This is a genomic window from Paenibacillus sp. tmac-D7, from assembly GCF_006519665.1.
GTDB classification, from domain to species: domain Bacteria; phylum Bacillota; class Bacilli; order Paenibacillales; family NBRC-103111; genus Paenibacillus_G; species Paenibacillus_G validus.
This window is the reverse complement of the sequence record NZ_VIDW01000015.1, coordinates 71,724-91,743: the sequence shown is the minus strand read 5'-3', so window position 1 is coordinate 91,743 and position 20,020 is coordinate 71,724. Positions and strand designations below refer to the sequence as shown.

At 49.6% G+C, this 20,020-nt stretch carries 24 protein-coding genes and 1 pseudogene; 15 read left to right on the top strand and 10 right to left on the bottom strand.

Annotated features, from left to right (window positions below; translation table 11 throughout):
• Positions 1 to 12: 12 nt before the first annotated feature.
• From FKP33_RS12770 to FKP33_RS12725, 10 genes are all read left to right on the top strand, one after another.
• Positions 13 to 1,752, top strand: a complete 1,740-nt coding sequence (locus FKP33_RS12770) for an FAD-binding protein (RefSeq protein ID WP_127607867.1) — start codon at positions 13 to 15, stop codon at positions 1,750 to 1,752.
• Positions 1,753 to 1,759: 7 nt separating this feature from the next.
• Positions 1,760 to 2,530 carry an enoyl-CoA hydratase/isomerase family protein gene (locus FKP33_RS12765; protein ID WP_181410136.1) on the top strand — a complete coding sequence of 257 codons (771 nt, stop codon included), beginning with the start codon at positions 1,760 to 1,762 and terminating at the stop codon, positions 2,528 to 2,530.
• A 38-nt stretch (positions 2,531 to 2,568) separates the two neighbouring features.
• Positions 2,569 to 3,327, top strand: a complete 759-nt coding sequence (locus FKP33_RS12760) for an electron transfer flavoprotein subunit beta/FixA family protein (RefSeq protein ID WP_054797183.1) — start codon at positions 2,569 to 2,571, stop codon at positions 3,325 to 3,327.
• A 15-nt stretch (positions 3,328 to 3,342) separates the two neighbouring features.
• Positions 3,343 to 4,317 carry an electron transfer flavoprotein subunit alpha/FixB family protein gene (locus FKP33_RS12755; RefSeq protein WP_127607870.1) on the top strand — a complete coding sequence of 325 codons (975 nt, stop codon included), beginning with the start codon at positions 3,343 to 3,345 and terminating at the stop codon, positions 4,315 to 4,317.
• A gap of 123 nt (positions 4,318 to 4,440) precedes the next feature.
• Positions 4,441 to 5,112 (top strand): GntR family transcriptional regulator, encoded by a 672-nt coding sequence (locus FKP33_RS12750; RefSeq protein ID WP_127607871.1) that lies wholly within the window; start codon positions 4,441 to 4,443, stop codon positions 5,110 to 5,112.
• A gap of 15 nt (positions 5,113 to 5,127) precedes the next feature.
• Positions 5,128 to 7,245, top strand: a complete 2,118-nt coding sequence (locus tag FKP33_RS12745) for a (Fe-S)-binding protein (RefSeq protein WP_141335335.1) — start codon at positions 5,128 to 5,130, stop codon at positions 7,243 to 7,245.
• 205 nt (positions 7,246 to 7,450) lie between these two features.
• The gene (locus FKP33_RS12740; protein ID WP_141335334.1) at positions 7,451 to 8,926 is read left to right on the top strand and encodes a sugar ABC transporter ATP-binding protein; all 1,476 of its coding nucleotides are present in this window, start codon (positions 7,451 to 7,453) and stop codon (positions 8,924 to 8,926) included.
• A gap of 61 nt (positions 8,927 to 8,987) precedes the next feature.
• Positions 8,988 to 9,986 (top strand): ABC transporter permease, encoded by a 999-nt coding sequence (locus FKP33_RS12735; RefSeq protein ID WP_141335331.1) that lies wholly within the window; start codon positions 8,988 to 8,990, stop codon positions 9,984 to 9,986.
• A 102-nt stretch (positions 9,987 to 10,088) separates the two neighbouring features.
• Positions 10,089 to 10,286, top strand: a complete 198-nt coding sequence (locus FKP33_RS12730; protein ID WP_141335329.1) for an alpha/beta fold hydrolase — start codon at positions 10,089 to 10,091, stop codon at positions 10,284 to 10,286.
• Positions 10,287 to 10,294: 8 nt separating this feature from the next.
• On the top strand, positions 10,295 to 10,963 hold the full coding sequence (locus tag FKP33_RS12725) for an alpha/beta fold hydrolase (protein ID WP_141335327.1): 669 nt from the start codon (positions 10,295 to 10,297) through the stop codon (positions 10,961 to 10,963).
• A gap of 72 nt (positions 10,964 to 11,035) precedes the next feature.
• Here the strand turns inward: FKP33_RS12725 and FKP33_RS12720 are convergent, their stop codons facing one another.
• Positions 11,036 to 11,782, bottom strand: coding sequence for a polysaccharide deacetylase family protein (locus tag FKP33_RS12720; protein ID WP_141335325.1), 747 nt, complete (start codon positions 11,780 to 11,782; stop codon positions 11,036 to 11,038).
• A 144-nt stretch (positions 11,783 to 11,926) separates the two neighbouring features.
• On the opposite strand from FKP33_RS12720, the gene FKP33_RS12715 reads away from it, so the two are divergent.
• Complete coding sequence (locus FKP33_RS12715) at positions 11,927 to 12,730, top strand: divergent polysaccharide deacetylase family protein (RefSeq protein WP_127607923.1); 804 nt, start codon at positions 11,927 to 11,929, stop codon at positions 12,728 to 12,730.
• A 17-nt stretch (positions 12,731 to 12,747) separates the two neighbouring features.
• Positions 12,748 to 13,227, top strand: coding sequence for a YhcN/YlaJ family sporulation lipoprotein (locus FKP33_RS12710; protein ID WP_164751813.1), 480 nt, complete (start codon positions 12,748 to 12,750; stop codon positions 13,225 to 13,227).
• A gap of 68 nt (positions 13,228 to 13,295) precedes the next feature.
• On the opposite strand, the gene FKP33_RS12705 is transcribed toward FKP33_RS12710, so the two are convergent.
• The 9 genes and pseudogenes from FKP33_RS12705 to FKP33_RS12675 all read right to left on the bottom strand — a co-directional run bounded on the left by FKP33_RS12705 (position 13,296) and on the right by FKP33_RS12675 (position 17,931).
• On the bottom strand, positions 13,296 to 13,724 hold the full coding sequence (locus FKP33_RS12705; RefSeq protein WP_141335323.1) for a cell wall hydrolase: 429 nt from the start codon (positions 13,722 to 13,724) through the stop codon (positions 13,296 to 13,298).
• 89 nt (positions 13,725 to 13,813) lie between these two features.
• On the bottom strand, positions 13,814 to 14,746 hold the full coding sequence (locus FKP33_RS12700; protein ID WP_236596014.1) for a polysaccharide deacetylase family protein: 933 nt from the start codon (positions 14,744 to 14,746) through the stop codon (positions 13,814 to 13,816).
• A 35-nt stretch (positions 14,747 to 14,781) separates the two neighbouring features.
• Positions 14,782 to 15,189 carry a spore germination protein gene (locus FKP33_RS27705; protein WP_258313442.1) on the bottom strand — a complete coding sequence of 136 codons (408 nt, stop codon included), beginning with the start codon at positions 15,187 to 15,189 and terminating at the stop codon, positions 14,782 to 14,784.
• Positions 15,101 to 15,454, bottom strand: coding sequence for a GerAB/ArcD/ProY family transporter (locus tag FKP33_RS27700; RefSeq protein ID WP_258313441.1), 354 nt, complete (start codon positions 15,452 to 15,454; stop codon positions 15,101 to 15,103). Before FKP33_RS27700 ends, FKP33_RS27705 begins: the two co-directional genes overlap by 89 nt.
• Before the next feature lie 26 nt (positions 15,455 to 15,480).
• Positions 15,481 to 15,708 (bottom strand): annotated as a pseudogene (locus FKP33_RS12690) (spore germination protein); the annotation flags it as partial.
• Entirely contained in the window at positions 15,686 to 15,832 is a 147-nt protein-coding gene (locus FKP33_RS27170) for a hypothetical protein (protein ID WP_181410135.1), read from the bottom strand. The gene FKP33_RS27170 and the pseudogene FKP33_RS12690, both read right to left, overlap by 23 nt.
• A 226-nt stretch (positions 15,833 to 16,058) precedes the next feature.
• Complete coding sequence (locus FKP33_RS12685) at positions 16,059 to 16,922, bottom strand: SDR family oxidoreductase (RefSeq protein ID WP_127607881.1); 864 nt, start codon at positions 16,920 to 16,922, stop codon at positions 16,059 to 16,061.
• 129 nt (positions 16,923 to 17,051) lie between these two features.
• The gene (locus FKP33_RS12680; protein WP_127607882.1) at positions 17,052 to 17,483 is read right to left on the bottom strand and encodes an Rrf2 family transcriptional regulator; all 432 of its coding nucleotides are present in this window, start codon (positions 17,481 to 17,483) and stop codon (positions 17,052 to 17,054) included.
• A gap of 49 nt (positions 17,484 to 17,532) precedes the next feature.
• A complete protein-coding gene (locus tag FKP33_RS12675) occupies positions 17,533 to 17,931 on the bottom strand; it encodes a winged helix-turn-helix transcriptional regulator (protein WP_141335318.1) in 399 nt (132 codons plus the stop codon).
• A 131-nt stretch (positions 17,932 to 18,062) separates the two neighbouring features.
• Between FKP33_RS12675 and FKP33_RS12670 the strand changes: the two genes are divergently transcribed.
• The 3 genes from FKP33_RS12670 (at position 18,063) to hxlB (ending at position 19,896) form a co-directional block, all read left to right on the top strand.
• Positions 18,063 to 18,623, top strand: coding sequence for a DJ-1/PfpI family protein (locus FKP33_RS12670; RefSeq protein ID WP_141335316.1), 561 nt, complete (start codon positions 18,063 to 18,065; stop codon positions 18,621 to 18,623).
• A gap of 82 nt (positions 18,624 to 18,705) precedes the next feature.
• Complete coding sequence (gene hxlA / locus FKP33_RS12665) at positions 18,706 to 19,338, top strand: 3-hexulose-6-phosphate synthase (protein ID WP_127607884.1); 633 nt, start codon at positions 18,706 to 18,708, stop codon at positions 19,336 to 19,338.
• A gap of 3 nt (positions 19,339 to 19,341) precedes the next feature.
• Positions 19,342 to 19,896: a 6-phospho-3-hexuloisomerase gene (gene hxlB / locus FKP33_RS12660; RefSeq protein WP_127607885.1), complete on the top strand. Its 555-nt coding sequence runs from the start codon at positions 19,342 to 19,344 to the stop codon at positions 19,894 to 19,896.
• Positions 19,897 to 20,020: the final 124 nt, after the last annotated feature.

Here is a 20,020-nt window from a genome sequence, read left to right as displayed (position 1 = left end):
GGAGACCATACCATGTCCAAACGCAAGATCGCTAGAGAAATATACACGGATGTACTCGTTGTCGGAGGGGGCGGGGCGGCATCGCGCGCGGCGCTTTCCGCGAAAGAAGCAGGGGCCGATGTGCGGATGGCGGTCAAATCCAAGTGGTTAAAAAGCGGTTCTACGGCCACGGCTTTCTCCGAATTGCTTTCGATTGCCGCGGCTATCGGCCACGGGGATGAGCGGGACCATCCGGAAATCCATTATGCCGATACGATGGAATCGGGCGTCGGGTTTATCGATCCCGACCTCGTGTGGGGATTGGCTCATGAAGCCCCGGAACGGATCTATGACTTAATCGCTTTAGGCCTGGAGTTCGATAAACAGCCCAACGGCAAATTGGTTCAAGGCATGAGCGATTTCGCCACGTACCCCAGAACGTGCCGGGTCAATGGCGTCACCGCAAGGCATATCCTTAACATTTTGGCGAAAAGAATCCAGGAATTGGAGCTGCCTGTGGATGAGGATATGATGATTTTCGAAGTGTTGACAGACGGGAACAACCAAGTGACCGGCGCTCTGGGGTGGCACCGGGAGACGAATGAAATGGTGCTGTACCGGACACCGGCTGTCATTTTCGCCTGCGGCGGTTCCCACGGCATTTATAAATATGGGGTAGGCACGCCCGACATGACCGGCGACGGTTACGCGATGGCTTATAAACTCGGTTTGCCGCTGATCAATATGGAGTTTGTGCAGATCGGGCCGGCTGCCTTATTCCCGTCGATTACACTGCTGTCCGGACCGGTCTGGAAAACGAATCCGGTGCTGACGAACGGCAAGGGGGAACCTGTGTTTGACGGCATTCTTCCGGAGGGAGTAACCGTTGAAGAGGTCTACAAGGAAAAGGTGTTCCCGTTCTCCGTGTCTAACGTTTCCTTCTATCTGGATACCTCCATTCAACGGGAATCGGAGAACAATCCGACGCCAAGAGGCGCCGTCTGGTATCGCAAAGGGCCGGGCACCGACGAATTGATTGAAGCGAAAATGCCGAAAACGAAGCGCGTGCTGAAAAGCAAAGGCATCGAGCTGGACCGGGATCGATTCGAGATCGGACTCATTTCCCAGTGCAATAACGGCGGCGTGCAAATTCGTAACATGAATGGCGAGACGGAGGTCGCGGGACTGTATGTCGCCGGAGAAACGGCGGGCGGCCTGCGCGGACCGGACCGGCCGGGCGGCAACTCGCTTGCGGAAGGCCAAGTGTTCGGACACAGGGCGGGCGCGGCTTCCGCGCAGTATGCCCTGCGGCAGGCAGAGAAGCCGAACCCGTACCCTCAAGCCGCCGCCAAGCTGGACGGCTATCAGGACTGGCTGCGAAAGAGCGCCGATGGAACAAGGAGTATCCAGGAGGCCGCTGATTCGGTTAGGGCGCTCATGCACAGAAATTGCCTGGTCATCCGAAGTGAGAAGCGGCTGTCGGAAGCCTGGGACGTGCTGTGCAGCCTGGAGACGAAGCTGTTCAACGGCGAATTTGAGATCGATGACAGCCGCTTCGTTCAAGCCGTAGAACTCCATCATATGCTTGTTTCCGCCAAGCTGATCGTCCTTTCCGCGCTTGAAAGAAAGGAAAGCCGAAGCTGTCATTACAGGGAGGACTTCCCCGAGAAGAACGACAAGGACTGGACCAAAAGCATCCGGGTCCAGCAGAAGGACGGTCAAATGACGACGGAATTTTATGTCTGGCCTACCCGGGCCAGCAGGCAAGGGTGATGATCCTATGTTCGTTAAAACCGAAACGGTCGCTGACGGCATTACGAAGGTTACGCTGGCCAATCCGCAACTGAACCTGTTATCCAATCAGGTGAAAAAAGAACTCAAAGATACGTTTTCCCTGATCGCCCAAGATTCGAGTGTCCGTGTTGTTGTGTTTGAAACGGAGGGTCCGCATTTTTGCTGCGGCGCCGATTTGAAAGAGTTTCCCGCGCGCATCGAGACGAAAGCGGCCCGGATCGTATGGGATGAAGGTCATGCCATGCTGCAGTCGATCCTGCATACGCCGCAGCCGACCATCGCCTGCATCCAGGGAAAGACGCTCGGCGGTGGCGCCGAGCTGGCGGCGGCTTTCGATTTTCGGATTTTTGCCGATAACGTCCAGATCGGTTTTCCTGAAGTGTTTCGGGGCGTGTTTCCGGGAAATGGCGGATTGGAACGAACGATCGACATCGCGGGCGCCGGCAAGGCGATGCAGCTGATGATGACGGGCAGCGTCATCTCCGCGGCGGAAGCGAAGCGCATAGGCATGGCTTCCGAAGTCGTGCCGCCGGCCCGGTTATATTCAACTGCTCTTGAGCTGGCGGCAGAGCTCACCTCCCTGCCGGCGGCAGCCGTACAAGCGGTGAAACAAGCTGTGATTCAGTACGGTCTCTCCAAGCACGATTTCAATCGGATCGGACGCGAGCTTTTCTATCAGGTTCATGAAACCGAGGACGTTAGAGAAGGCGTGCAAGCCTTTATGGATAAGCGAAAGCCGGTGTATAAGCACCGTTAATCGCGTAAATACCACATCAAATCGGGGAGGGGATCGACTTGAAAATCTGGGTCTGCTTGAAGCAAACGTTTGATACGGAAGACAAAATAAAACTGGATCACGGGAACGTCGTGGAAGACCAGGCGAATTGGATTATGAATCCTTATGATGAATATGCGGTGGAAGAAGCGGTGAGGCTGCGCGAACGGTTCGGCGGAGAGGTGGCCGTTGTGACGATCGGTCCCGAGCGGGCAGAGTCTTCGCTGCGCCATGCGTTGGCGATGGGCGCGGATCAAGGGGTGATCATCAGCGGAGTGGAGGGCGATGAGCATGTCATCTCCCGAACGCTTGCCTGCTATTTCCGGGATAAGGACATCGATCTTCTTCTTACGGGCAATCAATCGATCGATAACGGAGCGGGACAAGTAGGCGTTCGCCTGGCCGAGGAGCTGAAGCTCCCTCACGTCACCTCGGTTATTCAATTCAACATCGAGCAGGGCCGGGCCGAATTGGAGCGGGATGTGGAGGGCGATATATATAAAATCGAAGGAAAGCTGCCGCTGCTCGTCACCTGCCAGCAGGGGCTTAACGAGCCGAGGTATCCTTCTCTGCCTAACATCATGAAGGCGAAGAAGAAACCGATTACGACGATCCAGGCCGATCAATTGCCGGGACTGGACAGAACGGCCAAGACCGTAACGGTGGACCGGTACTTGCCTCCGAAAAGGCAGGCATGCCGGTTTATCGACAATAACGATTTGCCGCATGCGGCAGGTGAGCTTGTCGACATTCTGTTTGAGAAAACATCGATTTTTTAGGGGGGAGGACGTACGATGAATCGAAAAGTTCTCGTTATTACAGAAATGAAAGGCGCCGCACTTCGTCAAGTATCTTTGGAGGGGGTGTCCATCGGCAAAAAAATGGCCGGCAGCGGCACCTTGATCGCGGCGGTGTTCGGAAGCCAGGCGTCCCCGCATGTAGAAGCCTTGGGCGAGCATGGCGCCGATCAAGTCCTGCTGTTCCCGGACGCCCTGTTCGATGCGTATCATTCGGACATCTACTATCAGGCCTTCGTCCAAGCGATTCAAGAAACGAATCCGGATGTTATTATCGCGGGACATACGGCGAATATGAAGGATGTCGCGCCGAGGATTGCTTCCCGTTTCGGCTATGGCTTGGTCACGGACTGCACGCATGTGGAGTTCGAAGGCGACGAGCCGGTTTATGTACGGCCGATATATGCGGGTAAAGCTTTCGAGAAGAAACGGTTCACCTCGGACACGATGTTTGTGACCATCCGGCCGAACAACTTCAAGGCCGAACCATTACGGGAGCGGGCGACACCGGAAGTGATTCCGTGCGAGGCGGGCAGCGTAGACCTGAGAACCGTGATCCGCGACATTGTGCTTAAATCGACGGGCGCGATCGATTTGGCGGAAGCCAAAATCGTCGTTTCCGGGGGACGGGGGATCAAGAGCAAGGACGGATTTCAGCCTTTGCAGGAACTGGCCGCCGTGATCGGCGGAGCGGTAGGGGCTTCCAGAGGCGCTTGCGACGAAGGGTATTGCGATTACGGCCTGCAAATCGGTCAGACGGGCAAGGTCGTGACTCCCGATCTGTATATCGCATGCGGGATTTCCGGAGCGATCCAGCACGTTGCCGGCATATCGAACGCCAAAACGATTATTGCGATTAATAAGGACCCGGAAGCTCCGATCTTCCAAATCGCGGACTACGGCGTTGTAGGCGACTTGTTCGAGATCGTGCCTTTGCTAACGGAGGAATTCAGAAAAAAACTGGCCATTTAGGAACCGGGAGCACGGAAATGAAACCCGGGCGGTGTGTATCCTATTGAAGGAACCGGATATTGTTGTTATTATGAATCCGTATTCAGCTAGAGGACAAAAGGTTTATATAAGGAAGTGACCACTATGAAAAAAACCGTTGTATACAAATCGCTTTCCGAGCAGGTCTACGAGGCGATTAAAGACTCGATTATCAGGGCGGAGCTGAAGTCCGGGGACCGCATCGTCGAGCTGGAGCTCGCAAGAACGTACGGCGTCAGTCAAAGCACGGTGCGTGAAGCTTTAGCGCTGCTGCGCAAGGATGAGTTAGTCGTAACGCACGGCAACAAAGGAACGTATGTTTCGAACTTCTCGAAGAAAGACGTGGAGGAAATGTACAGCTTCCGCGAAGTGCTCGAAACGTTTGCCATCAGCAGGGCTATCGAACGTATTACGGACGCGGATATCGCTGAACTGGAGGCCATCTATAACGAGATGGTGACCGCCGGCCAAACCGACGATATTGAAAAAATGAGAATCAGCGATGTTGCTTTTCACAGCGTTATTTATAAAATCGCCGATCATTCCTTCGTCTATCAGGTTTGGCAGGATGTGACCAATAAGATGAATCGCGTCTGGTATTTCACCAACCAGTTTTATTTCAGCGATTTGCTGGAGCTTGCCTACATGCATAAACCGATCCTCGATGCCTTTAAGAACAAAAACAAAGAAGAAGCGTGCGCTACATTCATTACCCATTTGAATTATGTGAGACATCAATTCCTGGGTCCGGCCAAACATGAAGATGATGCTCAATAAATAGGAGAGGTTATTATGGGGGCTGCCATTCCGTTTTTGGTGTTTTTAGGGGTAACGGGGCTCGCGCTTTATTTATTGATGAAGGTTCTTTACACACGTTACCTCTATATTCGTTTGGGTAAGCCTGCATCCGCTCCGTTATATTCCAAAGAACGCCTGATAAATTTTCTGGGCGAAGTTTTCGGCCAGAAGAAGCTGTTGAAGGATCGGAAAAGCGGATGGATGCATATCGTTATTTTTTATGGGTTCATCATTTTGCAGGCAGGCGCCATCGATTTGATTTATAAAGGACTAGCGGGCAAGCCGCTGCCGATCCCGGGATATTCCGCGTTCTCGTTGGTACAGGAAATTACCGTTCTCCTCATCCTGGGGGCGGCCGGCTACGCAGGATACCGAAGGTATATCGAGAAGGTTAAACGTCTTAAACAAGGGTGGAAGCCTGGTATTGTTTTGTTTTTCATCTTCTTTCTGATGCTCTCCGTTTTGTTTACGCTTTCCTTTGAACGTATCATGCTGCAGCATGATTTCGCATGGCATGCGCCCGTCTCATCCGCTATTGCCCTCCTATTCGGAGGCTTATCCTTGCAGTCGTCCGTCAACTTGTTTTTTACGTGTTGGTGGATTCATCTATTGATCCTGTTGGCATTTGCGGTTTATGTCCCGCAGTCGAAGCATTTTCATATTATAGCGGCGCCGGTCAATTTATGGCTGAAGCGAAGCGAGCCGCCCGGAAAATTGAAAACGGTTGATTTGGAAGATGAGAATGCCGAATCGTTCGGCGTTGCGAAAATAGAAGATTTCACGCAAACGCAAATGCTGGATTTTTACGCCTGCGTGGAATGCGGGAGATGCACCAACGTTTGTCCGGCTTCCAATACCGGAAAGTCGCTGTCCCCTATGCATATGATCGTCAAGATGCGGGATCATTTAATGGAGAAGGGCCACAGCTTGACGTCCAAATCGCCGTGGGTGCCCGGCTTTGTGTTCGGCTATGAGGGAGCGCATGCTTTCGATCATGCGAATCGGCCCGGCACATTCCCGGAGCAGGACGTAACCAATATCGGACCCACCATGCAGCTGCAAAAAACGGGCTGGGCCGTAACCGGTAAGAACATTGAAGACGTCCAGTTAATCGGCGATGTCATGAGCGAAGAAGAAATCTGGGAGTGCACCACTTGCCGAAATTGCGAAGACCAATGTCCTGTCGGCAACGAGCATGTCGATAAAATTATTGATTTGCGCCGGCAGCTTGTTCTTATGCAGGGCAGCATTCCTGCGGGCGGACAGCGTGCGCTTCAAAACATTGAGAGACAAGGCAATCCATGGGGATTCAGCAAGAAGGACCGTTTTCAGTGGAAAGAAGAAGCGGGGGACCTGCACGTGCCGACGGTGAAAGAGAACCCCGGGTTTGAGTATTTATTGTTTATTGGCTCGATGGGTTCCTATGATGCGAGAAACAACAAGGTGACGCGTTCTCTTGTGAAGCTGTTGAACGAAGCGGGCGTCAATTTTGCCGTGCTCGGAGAAGAGGAGAAAAATTCAGGGGATACGGCGCGAAGACTGGGCAATGAATTTTTGTTCCAGGAGCTGTGCAGAGAGAACATCGAGCTGTTTAAAAAGTACAAGGTCCAACAAATCGTGACCGCCTGCCCGCACACCTTCAACACGTTGAAAAACGAATACCCGGAATTCGGCCTGGAGGCGGAAGTGTATCATCATACGGAATTGCTCGATCAGTTGGTCACAGAGAAGAAGTTAATTCCTAAACGCGAAATCAAAGAGCGGATTACGTACCATGATTCTTGTTATTTGGGGCGCTACAACGACGTTTACGACCAGCCGCGGAACATTCTGCGCTCGATACCCGGCGTCGAGCTGGTGGAGATGGAGCGGGCGAAGGAGAACGGGATGTGCTGCGGCGCCGGGGGAGGGATGATGTGGATGGAGGAGACGGCGGGCAAACGTGTGAACGTCGCCCGTGTCGAACAGGCCATCGCCGTCCATCCTACCCTGATCAGCAGCGCATGTCCCTACTGCCTTACCATGATGAGCGATGGGGCTAAACTGAAGAATGTGGACGAACAAGTCAAAACGAAGGATATCGCTGAAATTTTAGCGGAATCCGTTCTGTAAACCAGCGATATTTGATCAGGTCATCTTCGTTTAGAGGGTGGCCTTTTATTCGTTCACACGAAGCAGCCGCCATTCGGAGAACCCGCCTTCCAATCAACATGTCAGCAATAAACTATAATGATTCAGCAAGATCGGTTGTATTATTTTTCGGTATGCCTCGTTTACACTTAGACTAAAGTTTCGGTGGAACAATCGAGGTGGACGGATGTCGCTTCTTAAACTGAGAAATATTAGCAAAATGTTCTATGGCGTTCAGGTGCTCCATGAGATCAATTTGGAATTGAGAGCCGGAGAAGTCCATGCGCTTGTCGGAGAGAATGGGGCCGGTAAATCAACGCTCGTCAACATAGTCGCAGGCGTACATGAACTAACCTCTGGCGAAATCTATGTGGACAATCGGAAGGTGCATATAAAGTCGCCTTATCACGCCAAGAAGCTGGGAATTTCTATTGTGTATCAGGAACCTTGTCTGATTCCGGATATGACGATCGCCGAGAACATATTTATCGGGGCGCAGCCTTCTTTCTTAGGTATTTTCTCCAATTACATGAACATGAAAAAGAAATCCAGGGAGCTGTTGAAATCGCTCGGGAGCCATCTTCATCCGGCTGCGCTTGTCCGGTATCTTTCCCCGGCAGACCGGTATCTTGTAGCGATCGCCCAGGCAGTCGCGCATAAACCGAAAATATTGATTATGGATGAACCCGGCGATTATTTGAACGATCATGAACGCTCGCATCTGTTCCGGCTGATCAAGAGCTTAAAGGAACAAGGGATTGCGATCCTATATATCACCCACCGGCTCAAGGAAATTGCTGATCTGTGCGACCGGATCACCGTGTTGCGCGACGGCCGGCATGTGATTACATGTGAGGTGAACGGACTATCGGAGCGGGATATGGTCCGGCTCATGCTGGGACGCGAGCTTCACACTTTATTTCCGCCCGTTAACGAAGTATTGGGTAAAGAATTGCTGCGGATTGAGCGTTTATCGAAGGAACCCTGGTTCCATCATGTAAGTTTCAAGCTGCACGAAGGTGAAATATTAGGCTTGACCGGTCTGGCAGGATCCGGACAAACGGAATTGGCCAGTACCATCTTCGGAGAAACCAAGAAAGATTTCGGCGTAATTTACTGTAAAAATATAGAGTTCGATGCAGCTAATCCTCACCAAGCGGTGAAGAAGCATTTTGGCTATGTGCACGAAAACCGGATCGAGTCAGGACTGCTGATGGACATGAGCGTATCCAGTAATTTATCCATTTCGAGCTGGAACAGGCTTTCCCGCCGTCACTTTATGTACAAGGACGATGAGCGGGACCTGGCGATCGATAAAGTGATGGAGCTGGACATCAAAATTCATCATGTTGACCAGGAAGTAAAGTATTTAAGCGGCGGGAATCAGCAGAAGGTCATGTTGGGCAGATGGCTTGCAGCCGACAGCGAGATCTACCTGTTGGATGAACCGACACGCGGTATGGATATGGGCTCGAAGGCCGAGTTGTATGTACTGATTCATGAACTGGTCAAGAAAGGCAAGGGGGTTGTCTTAATTTCTTCGGATCTGCAGGAGCTCCTGGGTCTATGTACGCGCATCTTGGTCATGCATCATGGAAAAGTAGCGGGCGAGCTGCCTCGTCATGAAGCGACGGAAGAAAAGATTTTAAATCTGATGCAATAGTTTCATCAATAATAGCGTGAAGAGGTGTTACGATTTGCAACAGGGACAGAAACAAGGATCTATGCCAGAAATCATTTCTCCGTTTGCCAACATGCGTGTATCGAAACGAAGCCTTTTTCGTTACTTGGGAAGTCTGGGACTGCTTGCCGTGATCCTCATTTTTTGTGCAGTTCTCACCATGCTTTCGCCCGTCTTTTTTACGGCGACGAATTGGGTCAACCTGCTTCTTCAATCGACGATTCTTGCTGTGCTTGCTATGGGATTAACCTTTGTTATGATGACGGGAGGAATCGACCTTTCGGTTGGAGCGGTATTGGCGGTTTCGTCTATGATCGGTCTTGACCTGATTGTCGACCATCAAGCTCCTGTCCTCGTGGGAGTTGCAGCTTCATTGCTGATCGGCATCCTTTTCGGCTTGGTTAACGGGATTATGGTCACCCGAGTGGGAATCCCTCCGCTTATCGTGACTTTGGCCACAATGGGAGTTGCGCGCGGGATCGTCCTTATTTATTCGGATGGAGCTAAAGTAACGAAAATTCCGGACAGCATTATTTATTGGGCCAATGGGGAAATAGAGGGGATTCCCGTACTGCTTCTCATCGTCGGGTTGTTGGCGATGATCGCCCATATCCTTCTTTCACACACGATATACGGACGATCCCTCCGTGCCAGCGGCGGGAATGAATTAGCAGCGAGACTGGCAGGAGTCCGGACCAAGGGCGTCATCACGGGCGCCTATGTGCTGTCGGGAGCGACGGCGTCCATCGCAGGCCTTCTGCTTGCAGCCCGGCTGGAATCGGCGGGTCCGAACGCCGGATTGGGCCTGGAACAGACCGTCATTGCGGCTGTCGTCATTGGCGGCACCAGTTTATTTGGCGGACAAGGCCATATAGTGGGCACCCTGCTGGGCGTTCTCCTGATTTCCCTTGTTTCCAACGCGGTGAATTTGTTGAATGTACCGCCGGCATGGGATCAAGTGGTGAAAGGCTTAGTTATTCTTATCGCGGCGTTACTCGATGTGTACCGAAGGAAATATTTGCAGGACGGTTACTCCAAATAACGAAGGGGGATCGCAGGCTGCGCGCATAGCCAATAAACGGATTGGGGAAAAATACGGTTGATTCCTATTAAGTGCTAGCAGAAGAAAGGCGAAAAGAGACCCATGCCATATGCAGAAGTCAACGGAACTACGTTGTATTACCGTGTTAAGGGATCGGGGTTGCCGATCATTTTCGTTCATCCTCCCTTGCTGGAGGGCAACAACTTCGACGATCAGTTGGAACAGCTGTCCGATACTTATCAAATTATAACCGTCGATGTTCGTGGTCATGGCAGGAGCCCCTATTCCAAGCAGCGCTGACCATTCCGTTGATAGCCGGCGATATTCGCGGGTTAATGGACACGCTCGAGGTGAAGAAGGCTTGCATTTGCGGCTATTCGACCGGCGGCTCGGTGGCGCTTGCGGCCATGCTAGCTTATCCGGGCCTGTTCCACGGGGGAATCCTTATAAGCGCTATGTCGGAGGTCAGCGATCTTATGCTGAGAAGCAGGTTCTGGGCTGCGATTTATACATCGGGCCTTCATGCCAAACGAGTTCTGACCGCAGCCATCACCTGGGGCAATGCGAGCTCACCGGAAAACTTTAAGAAGCTCTATAGTGCTGCCCTAAGAGGAGACATCCGCAATCACAAGCAATATTACAAAAGCGGATTGACTTATAGCTGCACGCAGCGGCTGAAGGAGATTCCCCTGCCGACCCTGCTGCTCTACGGTAAGAAAGATTCCGGCTTTCACAAATATGCGAAAATGCTCCACCGGCAATTGCCGAACAGCACGCTGCATTTCATCCCTAAAGCGAAACACCAGCTGCCAACCAAATGGGCAGGCCCGACTAACAGGCTGATTCGACAGTGGATCGAGGCGCAGCCGTTTGCAACAACGGGTCGTCGCATCCTTCGCGACCTCCAGGAGACGCACGTTCCTATCCCTGTATTTGAGCCTGGGACGATTCAAGAAGAGCCTAATCAACAAGCATAAAAAGATACTTGCATACATCACTTTAAGGCTGTTGAGCATGGTCAACAGCCTTAAACCGTTCGCCGCGACAGGCTATTTTTCTACGGTTGTAGATTTTCGAAAGGTCAGCAGCTCGGATACCGTAACGAATCGGTAGCCGCGTTCCTTCAATTCGGGAAGCACTTGCTTCAAGGCTTCCAGCGTTTGGCTTTTTCCTTCGACATAATCGTGGAATAGAACAATGTCGCCGTTACGCGCGTTTTTCAAAACTTTGTTGACGATTTTATTTACGCCCGGCTTGTTCCAGTCCTCGGTGTCCTGATGCCATGACCACATGACGACCAGATAACCGTTTTTTTTCGAAGCATCCACTACATTTTCGCTGTAATAGCCTCCAGGAGGTCGGAACAGATGCGGTTTCTCCCCCGTTGTCGTGAAGATGGCTTGTTCGGCCTTTAGTATTTCATTTTGAATTTTTTCCCCGCCCATCCTTTTTCTGAAATAACTGTGACTGTAGGTATGGTTCGCAATTTCATGGCCTTCGACGATTTCCCTCTTTGCCAGCTCGGGGTACATTTCAACGCGCTTTCCGACTACAAAGAAGGTTGCTTTCGCCTCATATTGTTTCAGAAGGTCTAAAATTGCCGGGGTATCCGCAGGATCGGGACCATCGTCAAAGGTTAGAGCTATTATTTTTTCGTCGCTGGGTACTTCCCACACAATATCCCCCCGGGCTTCATAATATTCCCGATTTTTGTTTTGCGGCGCGGCCTGACCATGGTTCAGCAATGTGGCGGAGAGTAAAGCAGTTGCAACCAGTGAACGGCAGATGATGCGCATCTTATTCCTCCTTCAATGTAACATCCCTATAATAACCATCTTGTTGGCATCCTATGTTCACATTATTATCCTGTCATTGTTTTCTTTATTTATGTAGAAAATGAATGCTGACAAACTAATAGGGAAGTGGGCCAAGTGAAGCAAATGAACAAACAACTTATCATCCTGACGATTTGCGCCAGCGCCATATTTGGGCTGCCTCAAATTCTGTTCGCTGAACAGCTGCTGGAGCAAGGGGGGCTCCCAAAGGCGGTCATTGTGATCGATGATTTGGGGAACAACATGACGGGGACGGAAGAAATGCTCAATTTGCCTTATCCGATTACGGTTGCGATTATGCCGTTTCTACCGTCAACCAAGAGTGATGCGGAAGCGGCTCATCGTAAGGGACACGATGTTATTGTTCATTTGCCGATGGAGCCGTTGAAAGGGAATCGGAGCTGGCTCGGCCCAGGCGCAATTACTTGCGATTTAAGCGATGAGGAAATCCGTAAACGGGTAAATGCGGCCATCGACGATGTTCCGCACGCGATTGGAATCAATAATCATATGGGATCGAAAGCGACCGTTGACGAGCGTGTGATGAACATCGTGTTGACGGTTTGCCATGAAAGAGGACTATTCTTTCTGGACAGTCATACCAATTATCGGAGTATTGTCTCGAAAGTGGCTCGACAGATCGGTGTTCCTTGCATAGAAAACCACATTTTTTTAGATGATATAAAAAATAAAAAACATGTGATGAAGCAGCTCCGATTATTGCAGCAGCATTTAACGGAACACGAAAAGTGTGTCGCAATCGGACATGTTGGAGCAGGGGGAAAGGGGACGGCCGAAGTTATTAAACAAGTGCAGGCTCAAGCGCGTGATATCGAATTCGTAGGTATTTCCAAGCTGATCGAAGGCCAAGGCATTCAAGAAAATCCATTGCAATTCCATCCCAATTAAAAAGGAGCGAGTTTCGAATGTTCATCCAAACAGGTAAAGGTATAGCTCTGCTGGCCCTCTCATTGTCCGTGTTCGCCGCTGGCTGCACGAATAAAACAACGAATCAGGTAAGGCAGCAGGCGGCTCCGCAGCCAGCTCAAAACGCACCGTTAACGAATGCTGAAAACCGTGTCGAAATCGCTAAAAATGCGGCTGACAAGATTGTCCGATTGAATGGCGTCAAGCAAGCCAATGTGCTGGTTACCAGACGCAATGCTTATGTAGCGGCGGTCGTGGACACGCCTCAAACGGAAATCCCGCAACAGCTGGAAGAACAAATCGCCAATGAGGTTCGTTCAACCGATCCGAATATCCAGCACGTTTATGTGTCCACGAATCCCGAATTTGTAGACCGGGTTAACCGGTACGTTCAAGATATAGGGCAAGGAAGACCGGTAGCCGGTTTTGTTGAAGAATTCAGTGCGATGATCCAGCGTCTTTTTCCAACGGCCCGTTAAATTAAAAAGGTAAAATATAAAAGAAACAAATAAAAGGAGCCGGCGCGGCTCCTTTTATTTGTCCTTGTTTAATAAGTATTATAAATGTTTTCGCACTCTTCGGCGGTGGGTTCATAGAAGCAATGTTTTTTATACCGTCCTACCAAAGGCTGGTTATACCAAGTCGGAGGACAATCACCGGGAGGTCTGAAATACCACAAACTGAATTTCGCCGGCCAATGTCTCTCGCCATCGACCGATCTTTTGGCCAGACGTTTTTCCCGATCACGTGCCTTTTGGTAGAAATATCCATACAATGTCGCTTCGAAAGCGTGTGGCTGAAATACCATTTGCGGAATCGTACGAATGTCTTTAAAGTCGGAGCAATTGGCCCGGACCCGGTTAATTCCTACGTTCCCGACAAGCAGCATGCCCTTTTCGCCTTCGCCTTCCGCTTCAGCCCGAAGCAATCTGGCCAAGAGTGTAATATCCTGTTCTCTGGCTTTAACAACCGCCATGATTTCACCTCTTTATTTTGGAGATATGGGGGTAACGGTTTTTGACAATACATACTATTCAAACGCGGAATTTATGTGACGTTCACCCATCAGGGTGTCAGCAAGCCGGGTTCACGAGCTGGAATTCGCTTTGGCGACAGGACGTCGCTTACGGTCCCTATATGCAATCCTTTGTGCTGCAAAGCCTGGATCATCCCGTCAAGCGCCAGGCTGGATGAACGGGTGGGATGCATCAGAATCAATGACCCGTTCCCGGCTTTAGTCCCAATCTTATGAATGAGGGATTGCGGACTCGGATTTTGCCAGTCCACCGTATCCAAAGTCCATAACACGGTGTTCAGCTTCAAGCTTAACGCGATTTCTACGGTTTGCTTATCGAAATCACCGGAAGGGGGAGCGAACCAGCGGTTCTTAACCTGCAAGTGCGTTTGAAGCAGCTGCTCGGTTTTTGAAATTTCCAGGAGAGCCTGACTTTTGCTTAATTGGCTCATATTTTTGTGGGAATACGCGTGATTGGACAGCTCATGGCCGCGGCTTCCTATCTTTTGTGCGGTGGCCACATTTTTTTTCAGCCAGGAACCGTCAAAGAAAAAGGTCGCTTTCACTTTATGCTTGTCCAAGGTGTCGAGAATTTTGGGAATGAATTCTTCGCCCCAGGCTACATTGATCATAAAAGCGGCCATCGGTTTTTGAGGGTTGCCGCTATAGATCGGCTCCGCTCCCAAATTATCCAGATTCACACTCGGCGAGGTTTCGTTATATACATATTGAATCGGGCTGCCGGCAGGCTTGTTCTTATTGAGCTCGTAGGTTCGTTCCGTATCGACCTCAAGGCCATTATAACCCGGTATGGCGCCCCACACGCGATCGACCCTCGCGTCAACGGGAGGAATTCGCTTCTTCGGAGCTTCCTCGATAATTCGGGTCATCACGGCATCCAGACCGAGAGGCGGCGCAGAGAATCCGGTGATGAGAGGCAGTGCGCAAAGCGCCAGGGCATAACAACGTTTGAACTGAAACATTTCGTTCATAACTCCTTTCCTTTGTCTCCATGATTTCATTGATTTTGTTCACCGGTATCTTTTTGGGGCTTAAACTGAACAATCAAAAAGAGCAGCGGGATATAGGCGTATACAAAATAAAAACTGAAATTGTCGTATAAATCGGCAAATTGCCTGATAAGTCTGCGCTCGTCCAAGACGTTGGACAATACGAAGAACAGAATTAGAAAAACGATCAGGCTTGTGTGCTGCTTGATAGGGGAGATTCTTTTCACTGCCCGGCAGGCGGCCCATAATTTGATGCATATATTGGGCAGGACGACAAGAAACCAGATGGAAACCACAATATATTCGAATCTTTCGATTAAAGGCATTTCAGCAATTTTCAGCAAAGTTAATGTTGGCCAAATGATATGCTGGAGGTAACCTTCTGAAAAGAAAGCAAATGTAATAATGACGACCAAAAGGTATAGCAAGGTAACGAATAAAACCGCAATAGGGGTTGATATCGATCACATCCTGATTGGCTTTGTCCAGAATACGGTACATCATCCAAACTATAATATGGATGCTTAATCCGCATAAGATAACGGAAATCCATGCATCATAACCGGCCCCTTCTATAATATCCCTTTGGAAATTTATAATCCCCACACCAACTAAATTGGTGTAAATCAAAAATAAGACGAAGAAAGGAGATATTAAAAAACGTTCGTTAATCGTACTCACCTTGTTCCTCCTTCTGTCTTACTCTCCAACGCCAGTTTGAATAATCCGAATCTTGGGATGAACGGAAAATTTGAGTTGAAAAAAGAGGCAATCACCCAAGGCAAATAATAATCTTCAGGCGATACGAAAAAATCCAGCAGCGTGGCCGGTGCTGTGATCGCATAAGGAGATCCGTTGCTTAGAACGGCTACTTGTCCGTTGATCAAAGCCCAAACCGTCCTATCCAGGCGTTCAGTCGATAACGATAACGGAAAGGAGGTTAAAAAGCGCGCATTGGTGATCAGTCGCTTTCAGCTGCAAAGCGGCATACCCTTTAAGTAACTTGGCTTCGATCACTTCCACCTGGTCCGTAATCACAATATCTTCGATGGGAATCAAGGTTTTAATGCCATCCAGCTGCTGCAAACTGCCCGTATGTAGGGAATGCTCCTGTACACTATGTAATATTTTGTTTTGAAGAAGTTTCCGGTCGATAAGTGGGTCACCTCACCCATTAGCATCTATAGAAGGTTAAATTTCTATTCAATGAAAAGCCGAAGGGCCACTCCTTATCAGGAATGGCCCTCTTGCTATGGATGGGATTATTCGAATATTCCACTAGTTCTTATTTCTGCAAGGCTTGTTTGACCGTATCCTTCAAAGGCGTCAAGGTTCCGATCAGCTTGACCAGATCATCCGATGTTTTAGATGTCTCGCCCACGGAAACCGCATGATAAATACCCGCCATAAGTACGGCAATAGGCTCAGGCAAGCCGGCGTTCAAGAGTATATTTTTTTCTTCTTCGAAGGAAACGGACTGGTGAACGATTTTTTTACCGGTAACCTCAGAAACGATTTGAGCCAAATCGTCAAAGCTCCAGGTTTGATTGGAAACAAGATTATACGTCTTGTTCTCATGTCCTTCACCTGCAAGAACGGTCGCTGCAGCCAAGGCCAGATCGCTGCGGGTCACGGAATTAACGGTTCCGCGACCTGTATTCGTCACAATGGCTCCATGCTCTACGGATGCGCCAAGTCCCGGATTTATAAATACTTCGGTGTACAGAGAGTTGCGAAGGAACGTATAGGGAATGCCGGTGGTACGGATCGCATGCTCCGTAGCCAGATGGACCTGGGCTAGAGGGACGATCGATTCCTCCCCAAAGGCATATCCGGTATAGGCAATATGTCGAACGCCGGCATCCCGCGCCGCTTTGACGACATTCGCATGTTGAACGACGCGCAGCGTATCGTCGGAGTCAGGGCTTGAAATAAAGAGCAGCTTGGAGGCGCCGGCGAAAGCTTGTTGAAGGGATTCCGGTTTCGTGTAATCGCCATAACGAACTTCAATTCCGAGCCCGGCGAGCGAAGAAGCTTTCTCCACATTGCGGACGACGGCTGTGATTTGAGCTGCAGGAACTTTTTTGAGCAGATGTTCGATGACAAGGCCTCCGAGTTCGCCTGTAGCGCCGGTAACAAAAATGGACATGAGATTTCTTCCCTTCTTCTGATCAATTTTTCGAGAATGGCAACATTGTAACTGATTCTGTTACAACGCATGCGAAAAAAATTAGAAGAACATAGAACCAGCTACAGACCACATGAACAAATCAGCTCATTAAAGAGCGGTTTTCTTGCTTAGTTCAGTCACCAGTTGATTCAGCGTTACTTGAGCTAGTTGACGCTCCATGGCAGACTGAGCTTCAAGCATGTTCGTTCGAAGAACGGATTCGATGTTAGCCCCAACCGGACAAGCAGGGTTAGGGTGTCCATGGAAATTAAAAAGCTCACCTTTCTCGACGACTTCAACCGCCCGATAAACGTCCAGCAGCGTTATTTCATCCAGCTCTTTGCGCAGGTAAGCTCCGCCGGCACCGGCCTTGACATGCACGAATCCGGCTTTTTTGAGGCTGCTGATAATTCTGCGGATCACGACCGGGTTCGTATTTACGCTGGCCGCTATGAAATCCGATGTACATGGCGATGGACTTATAGCTATAAGAGACAAGATGTGAACAGCGATGGAAAAGCGGCTGCTAATTTGCTTCATGTCGTTCACCTCTCGGGTGTAATCATTATAGTTACAACAAAAAATGAAGTCAAGGGGATATATCTTCTGCAGCTGATCTTTGCGCAGAAGCCTGTCTTATATCTGATATCCTCTTTTTACCCCATTCATACATCATTTCTATAATGGGCAGCAGCGTCATGCCAAGCTCCGTCATGGAATATTCCACTCTCGGAGGCACTTCAGGAAATACCTCGCGATGGACAATGCCGTCATCGATTAATTCCTTCAGCTGGCTCGTTAACATTTTATGCGTAATTTTAGGCAATAACCTCTGAAGCTCGCTGAAGCGCTGCGCTCCCTCTCTTCCCAGATGCCAAAGGAGCACCAGCTTCCACTTTCCTCCAATAATAGCCAGCGTCAATTCTTTCTCGCAATTGAAATCCCCATTCTTGATTTTATCCAATATTTCCTCGCGCAGATCGGACATTTTATTCTCCTAACTTCTCATAAGTTACTTTTTTGTAACCAGCGCACAAAAAAGTGCATTCTTTTATAATTTCTTCACAGCGTATACAATCTAGCTTGTAAACAACTACGTTGCAAGGAGAGGTGATACGAGTGTCTAAGAAGGTATTGATTTTGACAGGGGATGCTGTCGAAGCGTTAGAAGTATACTATCCCTATTACCGCTGTCTGGAAGAAGGCTTTGAAGCGGTGATCGCTTCCCCTACAGAACAGAAGGTGCTGCATACCGTCGTCCATGATTTTGAAGGATGGCAAACCTTCACGGAAAAACAAGGCTATAACATCGAGTCACATGCTTCTTTCGAAAATATTAACCCTGAGCAATTTGATGCGTTAATCATTCCGGGGGGACGTGCGCCGGAGCATATTCGCCTTCATCCGGATTTTGCCAGACTTGCCGGCCATTTCTTCGAAAAAAATAAACCCATAATGATCCTATGCCATGCCAGTGTAGCTTTAACGGTAATTGCAGACCATATTAAGGGCCGCGAAATGACTGCTTACTATGCTTGCCGTCCGGAGGTTGAAGCGGCGGGCGCCAAATATGTTGAGACTCGCTGCCACGTCGACCGTAACCTGGTCTCGGGGCATGCTTGGAACGACCTTCCACAGCTCATGAAAGAATTTGTTAAGCAAGTCCATGCAGTAAATTAAGCTGTAGATACACTATTATACCAAATAAACAAACTATTAAAAACAAACACCAAAACCATTCATGAAGAGGAGCGAATTAAACATGGAATTGCAATTAGCGTTGGATCTCGTAGACATCCCCGGAGCAAAGAAACTGGTGAAAGAAGTTGAGGCGTATGTAGATATCGTAGAAATCGGTACGCCGGTCGTCATTAACGAAGGCCTTAGAGCCGTAAAGGAAATTAAAGAGGCATTCCCTAATTTGAAAGTATTGGCTGACCTGAAAGTCATGGACGCGGCCGGATACGAAGTTATGAAAGCATCCGAAGCCGGCGCCGATATCGTCACCATTCTCGGTGTTGCCGAAGATATGACGATCAAAGGTGCCGTGGAAGAGGCTAAAAAACAAAACAAAAAAATTCTGGTCGACATGATCGGCGTTAAAGATATCGCTGGACGCGCGAAAGAACTCGATGCCTTTGGCGTAGATTACATTTGCGTCCACACCGGTTACGATCTTCAGGCAGTCGGCAAAAACTCCTTTGAGGATCTGAACACGATCAAAAGCGTCGTGAAAAATGCAAAAGTGGCAGTTGCAGGCGGCATTAAATTAGAAACGCTGCCGGAAGTCATTAAAGCAAAACCGGATCTTGTTATCGTCGGCGGCGGTATTACCGGTGCGGAAGATAAACAAGCTGTCGCAGCCGAAATGCAAAAATTGATCAAACAAGGTTAATTTATGAGTACTTCTTATTTAGCTGAAATCATAAAAGAATTAAATCGTACGGCCGACTTCGTCGCTGATCGGGAAGTTGAAGATTTGGTCGATCGTATCCTTCAATCCAAGAAGGTGTTTGTGGCCGGCGCGGGCAGATCCGGGCTGATGGTACGGGCTTTCGCCATGCGCATGATGCAAATGGGCATTGAAGCTTATGTAGTCGGCGAAACCGTAACCCCTAATTTGGAGAAGGGCGACACCTTAATCATCGGATCCGGTTCAGGAGAGACGCGAACTTTAATACCGGTAGCCGAGAAAGCCAAAAGTCTGGGGGGATCGGTCGCCGTGATTACCATTTCCCCGGAATCCACGCTTGGCAAGCTATCGGATATTACGGTGAAAATGCCCGGCTCGCCGAAAGAGCAGGAGGGCAGCGCCTATCAAACCATACAGCCGATGGGGGCATTATTTGAACAATCCCTCTTACTCGTTTGCGACGCCGTCATATTGAAGATGATGGAAAAGCAAGGACTTGATTCCCGGACGATGTTTGGCCGACATGCCAATTTGGAGTAGCTGAAAACTCGTACACAACTGAAAATAGTCCTCGCTGTTCGGTGAGGACTATTTATCAGACATCAGCATTTTCCTCGAAAGGCTCCGATCAGGAGCTTTTCTTAATATAGATCCGTCAGGAATC

What these genes read in the sequence shown, in the direction of transcription:
- FKP33_RS12770 (WP_127607867.1), top strand. Translation starts at nt 13, where the DNA reads ATGTCCAAACGCAAGATCGCTAGAGAAATATACACGGATGTACTCGTT.
- FKP33_RS12765 (WP_181410136.1), top strand. Translation starts at nt 1,760, where the DNA reads ATGTTCGTTAAAACCGAAACGGTCGCTGACGGCATTACGAAGGTTACG.
- FKP33_RS12755 (WP_127607870.1), top strand. Translation starts at nt 3,343, where the DNA reads ATGAATCGAAAAGTTCTCGTTATTACAGAAATGAAAGGCGCCGCACTT.
- FKP33_RS12750 (WP_127607871.1), top strand. Translation starts at nt 4,441, where the DNA reads ATGAAAAAAACCGTTGTATACAAATCGCTTTCCGAGCAGGTCTACGAG.
- FKP33_RS12745 (WP_141335335.1), top strand. Translation starts at nt 5,128, where the DNA reads ATGGGGGCTGCCATTCCGTTTTTGGTGTTTTTAGGGGTAACGGGGCTC.
- FKP33_RS12740 (WP_141335334.1), top strand. Translation starts at nt 7,451, where the DNA reads ATGTCGCTTCTTAAACTGAGAAATATTAGCAAAATGTTCTATGGCGTT.
- FKP33_RS12735 (WP_141335331.1), top strand. Translation starts at nt 8,988, where the DNA reads ATGCCAGAAATCATTTCTCCGTTTGCCAACATGCGTGTATCGAAACGA.
- FKP33_RS12730 (WP_141335329.1), top strand. Translation starts at nt 10,089, where the DNA reads ATGCCATATGCAGAAGTCAACGGAACTACGTTGTATTACCGTGTTAAG.
- FKP33_RS12720 (WP_141335325.1), bottom strand. Translation starts at nt 11,782, where the DNA reads ATGCGCATCATCTGCCGTTCACTGGTTGCAACTGCTTTACTCTCCGCC.
- FKP33_RS12715 (WP_127607923.1), top strand. Translation starts at nt 11,927, where the DNA reads ATGAACAAACAACTTATCATCCTGACGATTTGCGCCAGCGCCATATTT.
- FKP33_RS12710 (WP_164751813.1), top strand. Translation starts at nt 12,748, where the DNA reads ATGTTCATCCAAACAGGTAAAGGTATAGCTCTGCTGGCCCTCTCATTG.
- FKP33_RS12705 (WP_141335323.1), bottom strand. Translation starts at nt 13,724, where the DNA reads ATGGCGGTTGTTAAAGCCAGAGAACAGGATATTACACTCTTGGCCAGA.
- FKP33_RS12700 (WP_236596014.1), bottom strand. Translation starts at nt 14,746, where the DNA reads ATGTTTCAGTTCAAACGTTGTTATGCCCTGGCGCTTTGCGCACTGCCT.
- FKP33_RS12685 (WP_127607881.1), bottom strand. Translation starts at nt 16,922, where the DNA reads ATGTCCATTTTTGTTACCGGCGCTACAGGCGAACTCGGAGGCCTTGTC.
- FKP33_RS12680 (WP_127607882.1), bottom strand. Translation starts at nt 17,483, where the DNA reads ATGAAGCAAATTAGCAGCCGCTTTTCCATCGCTGTTCACATCTTGTCT.
- FKP33_RS12675 (WP_141335318.1), bottom strand. Translation starts at nt 17,931, where the DNA reads ATGTCCGATCTGCGCGAGGAAATATTGGATAAAATCAAGAATGGGGAT.
- hxlA (WP_127607884.1), top strand. Translation starts at nt 18,706, where the DNA reads ATGGAATTGCAATTAGCGTTGGATCTCGTAGACATCCCCGGAGCAAAG.
- hxlB (WP_127607885.1), top strand. Translation starts at nt 19,342, where the DNA reads ATGAGTACTTCTTATTTAGCTGAAATCATAAAAGAATTAAATCGTACG.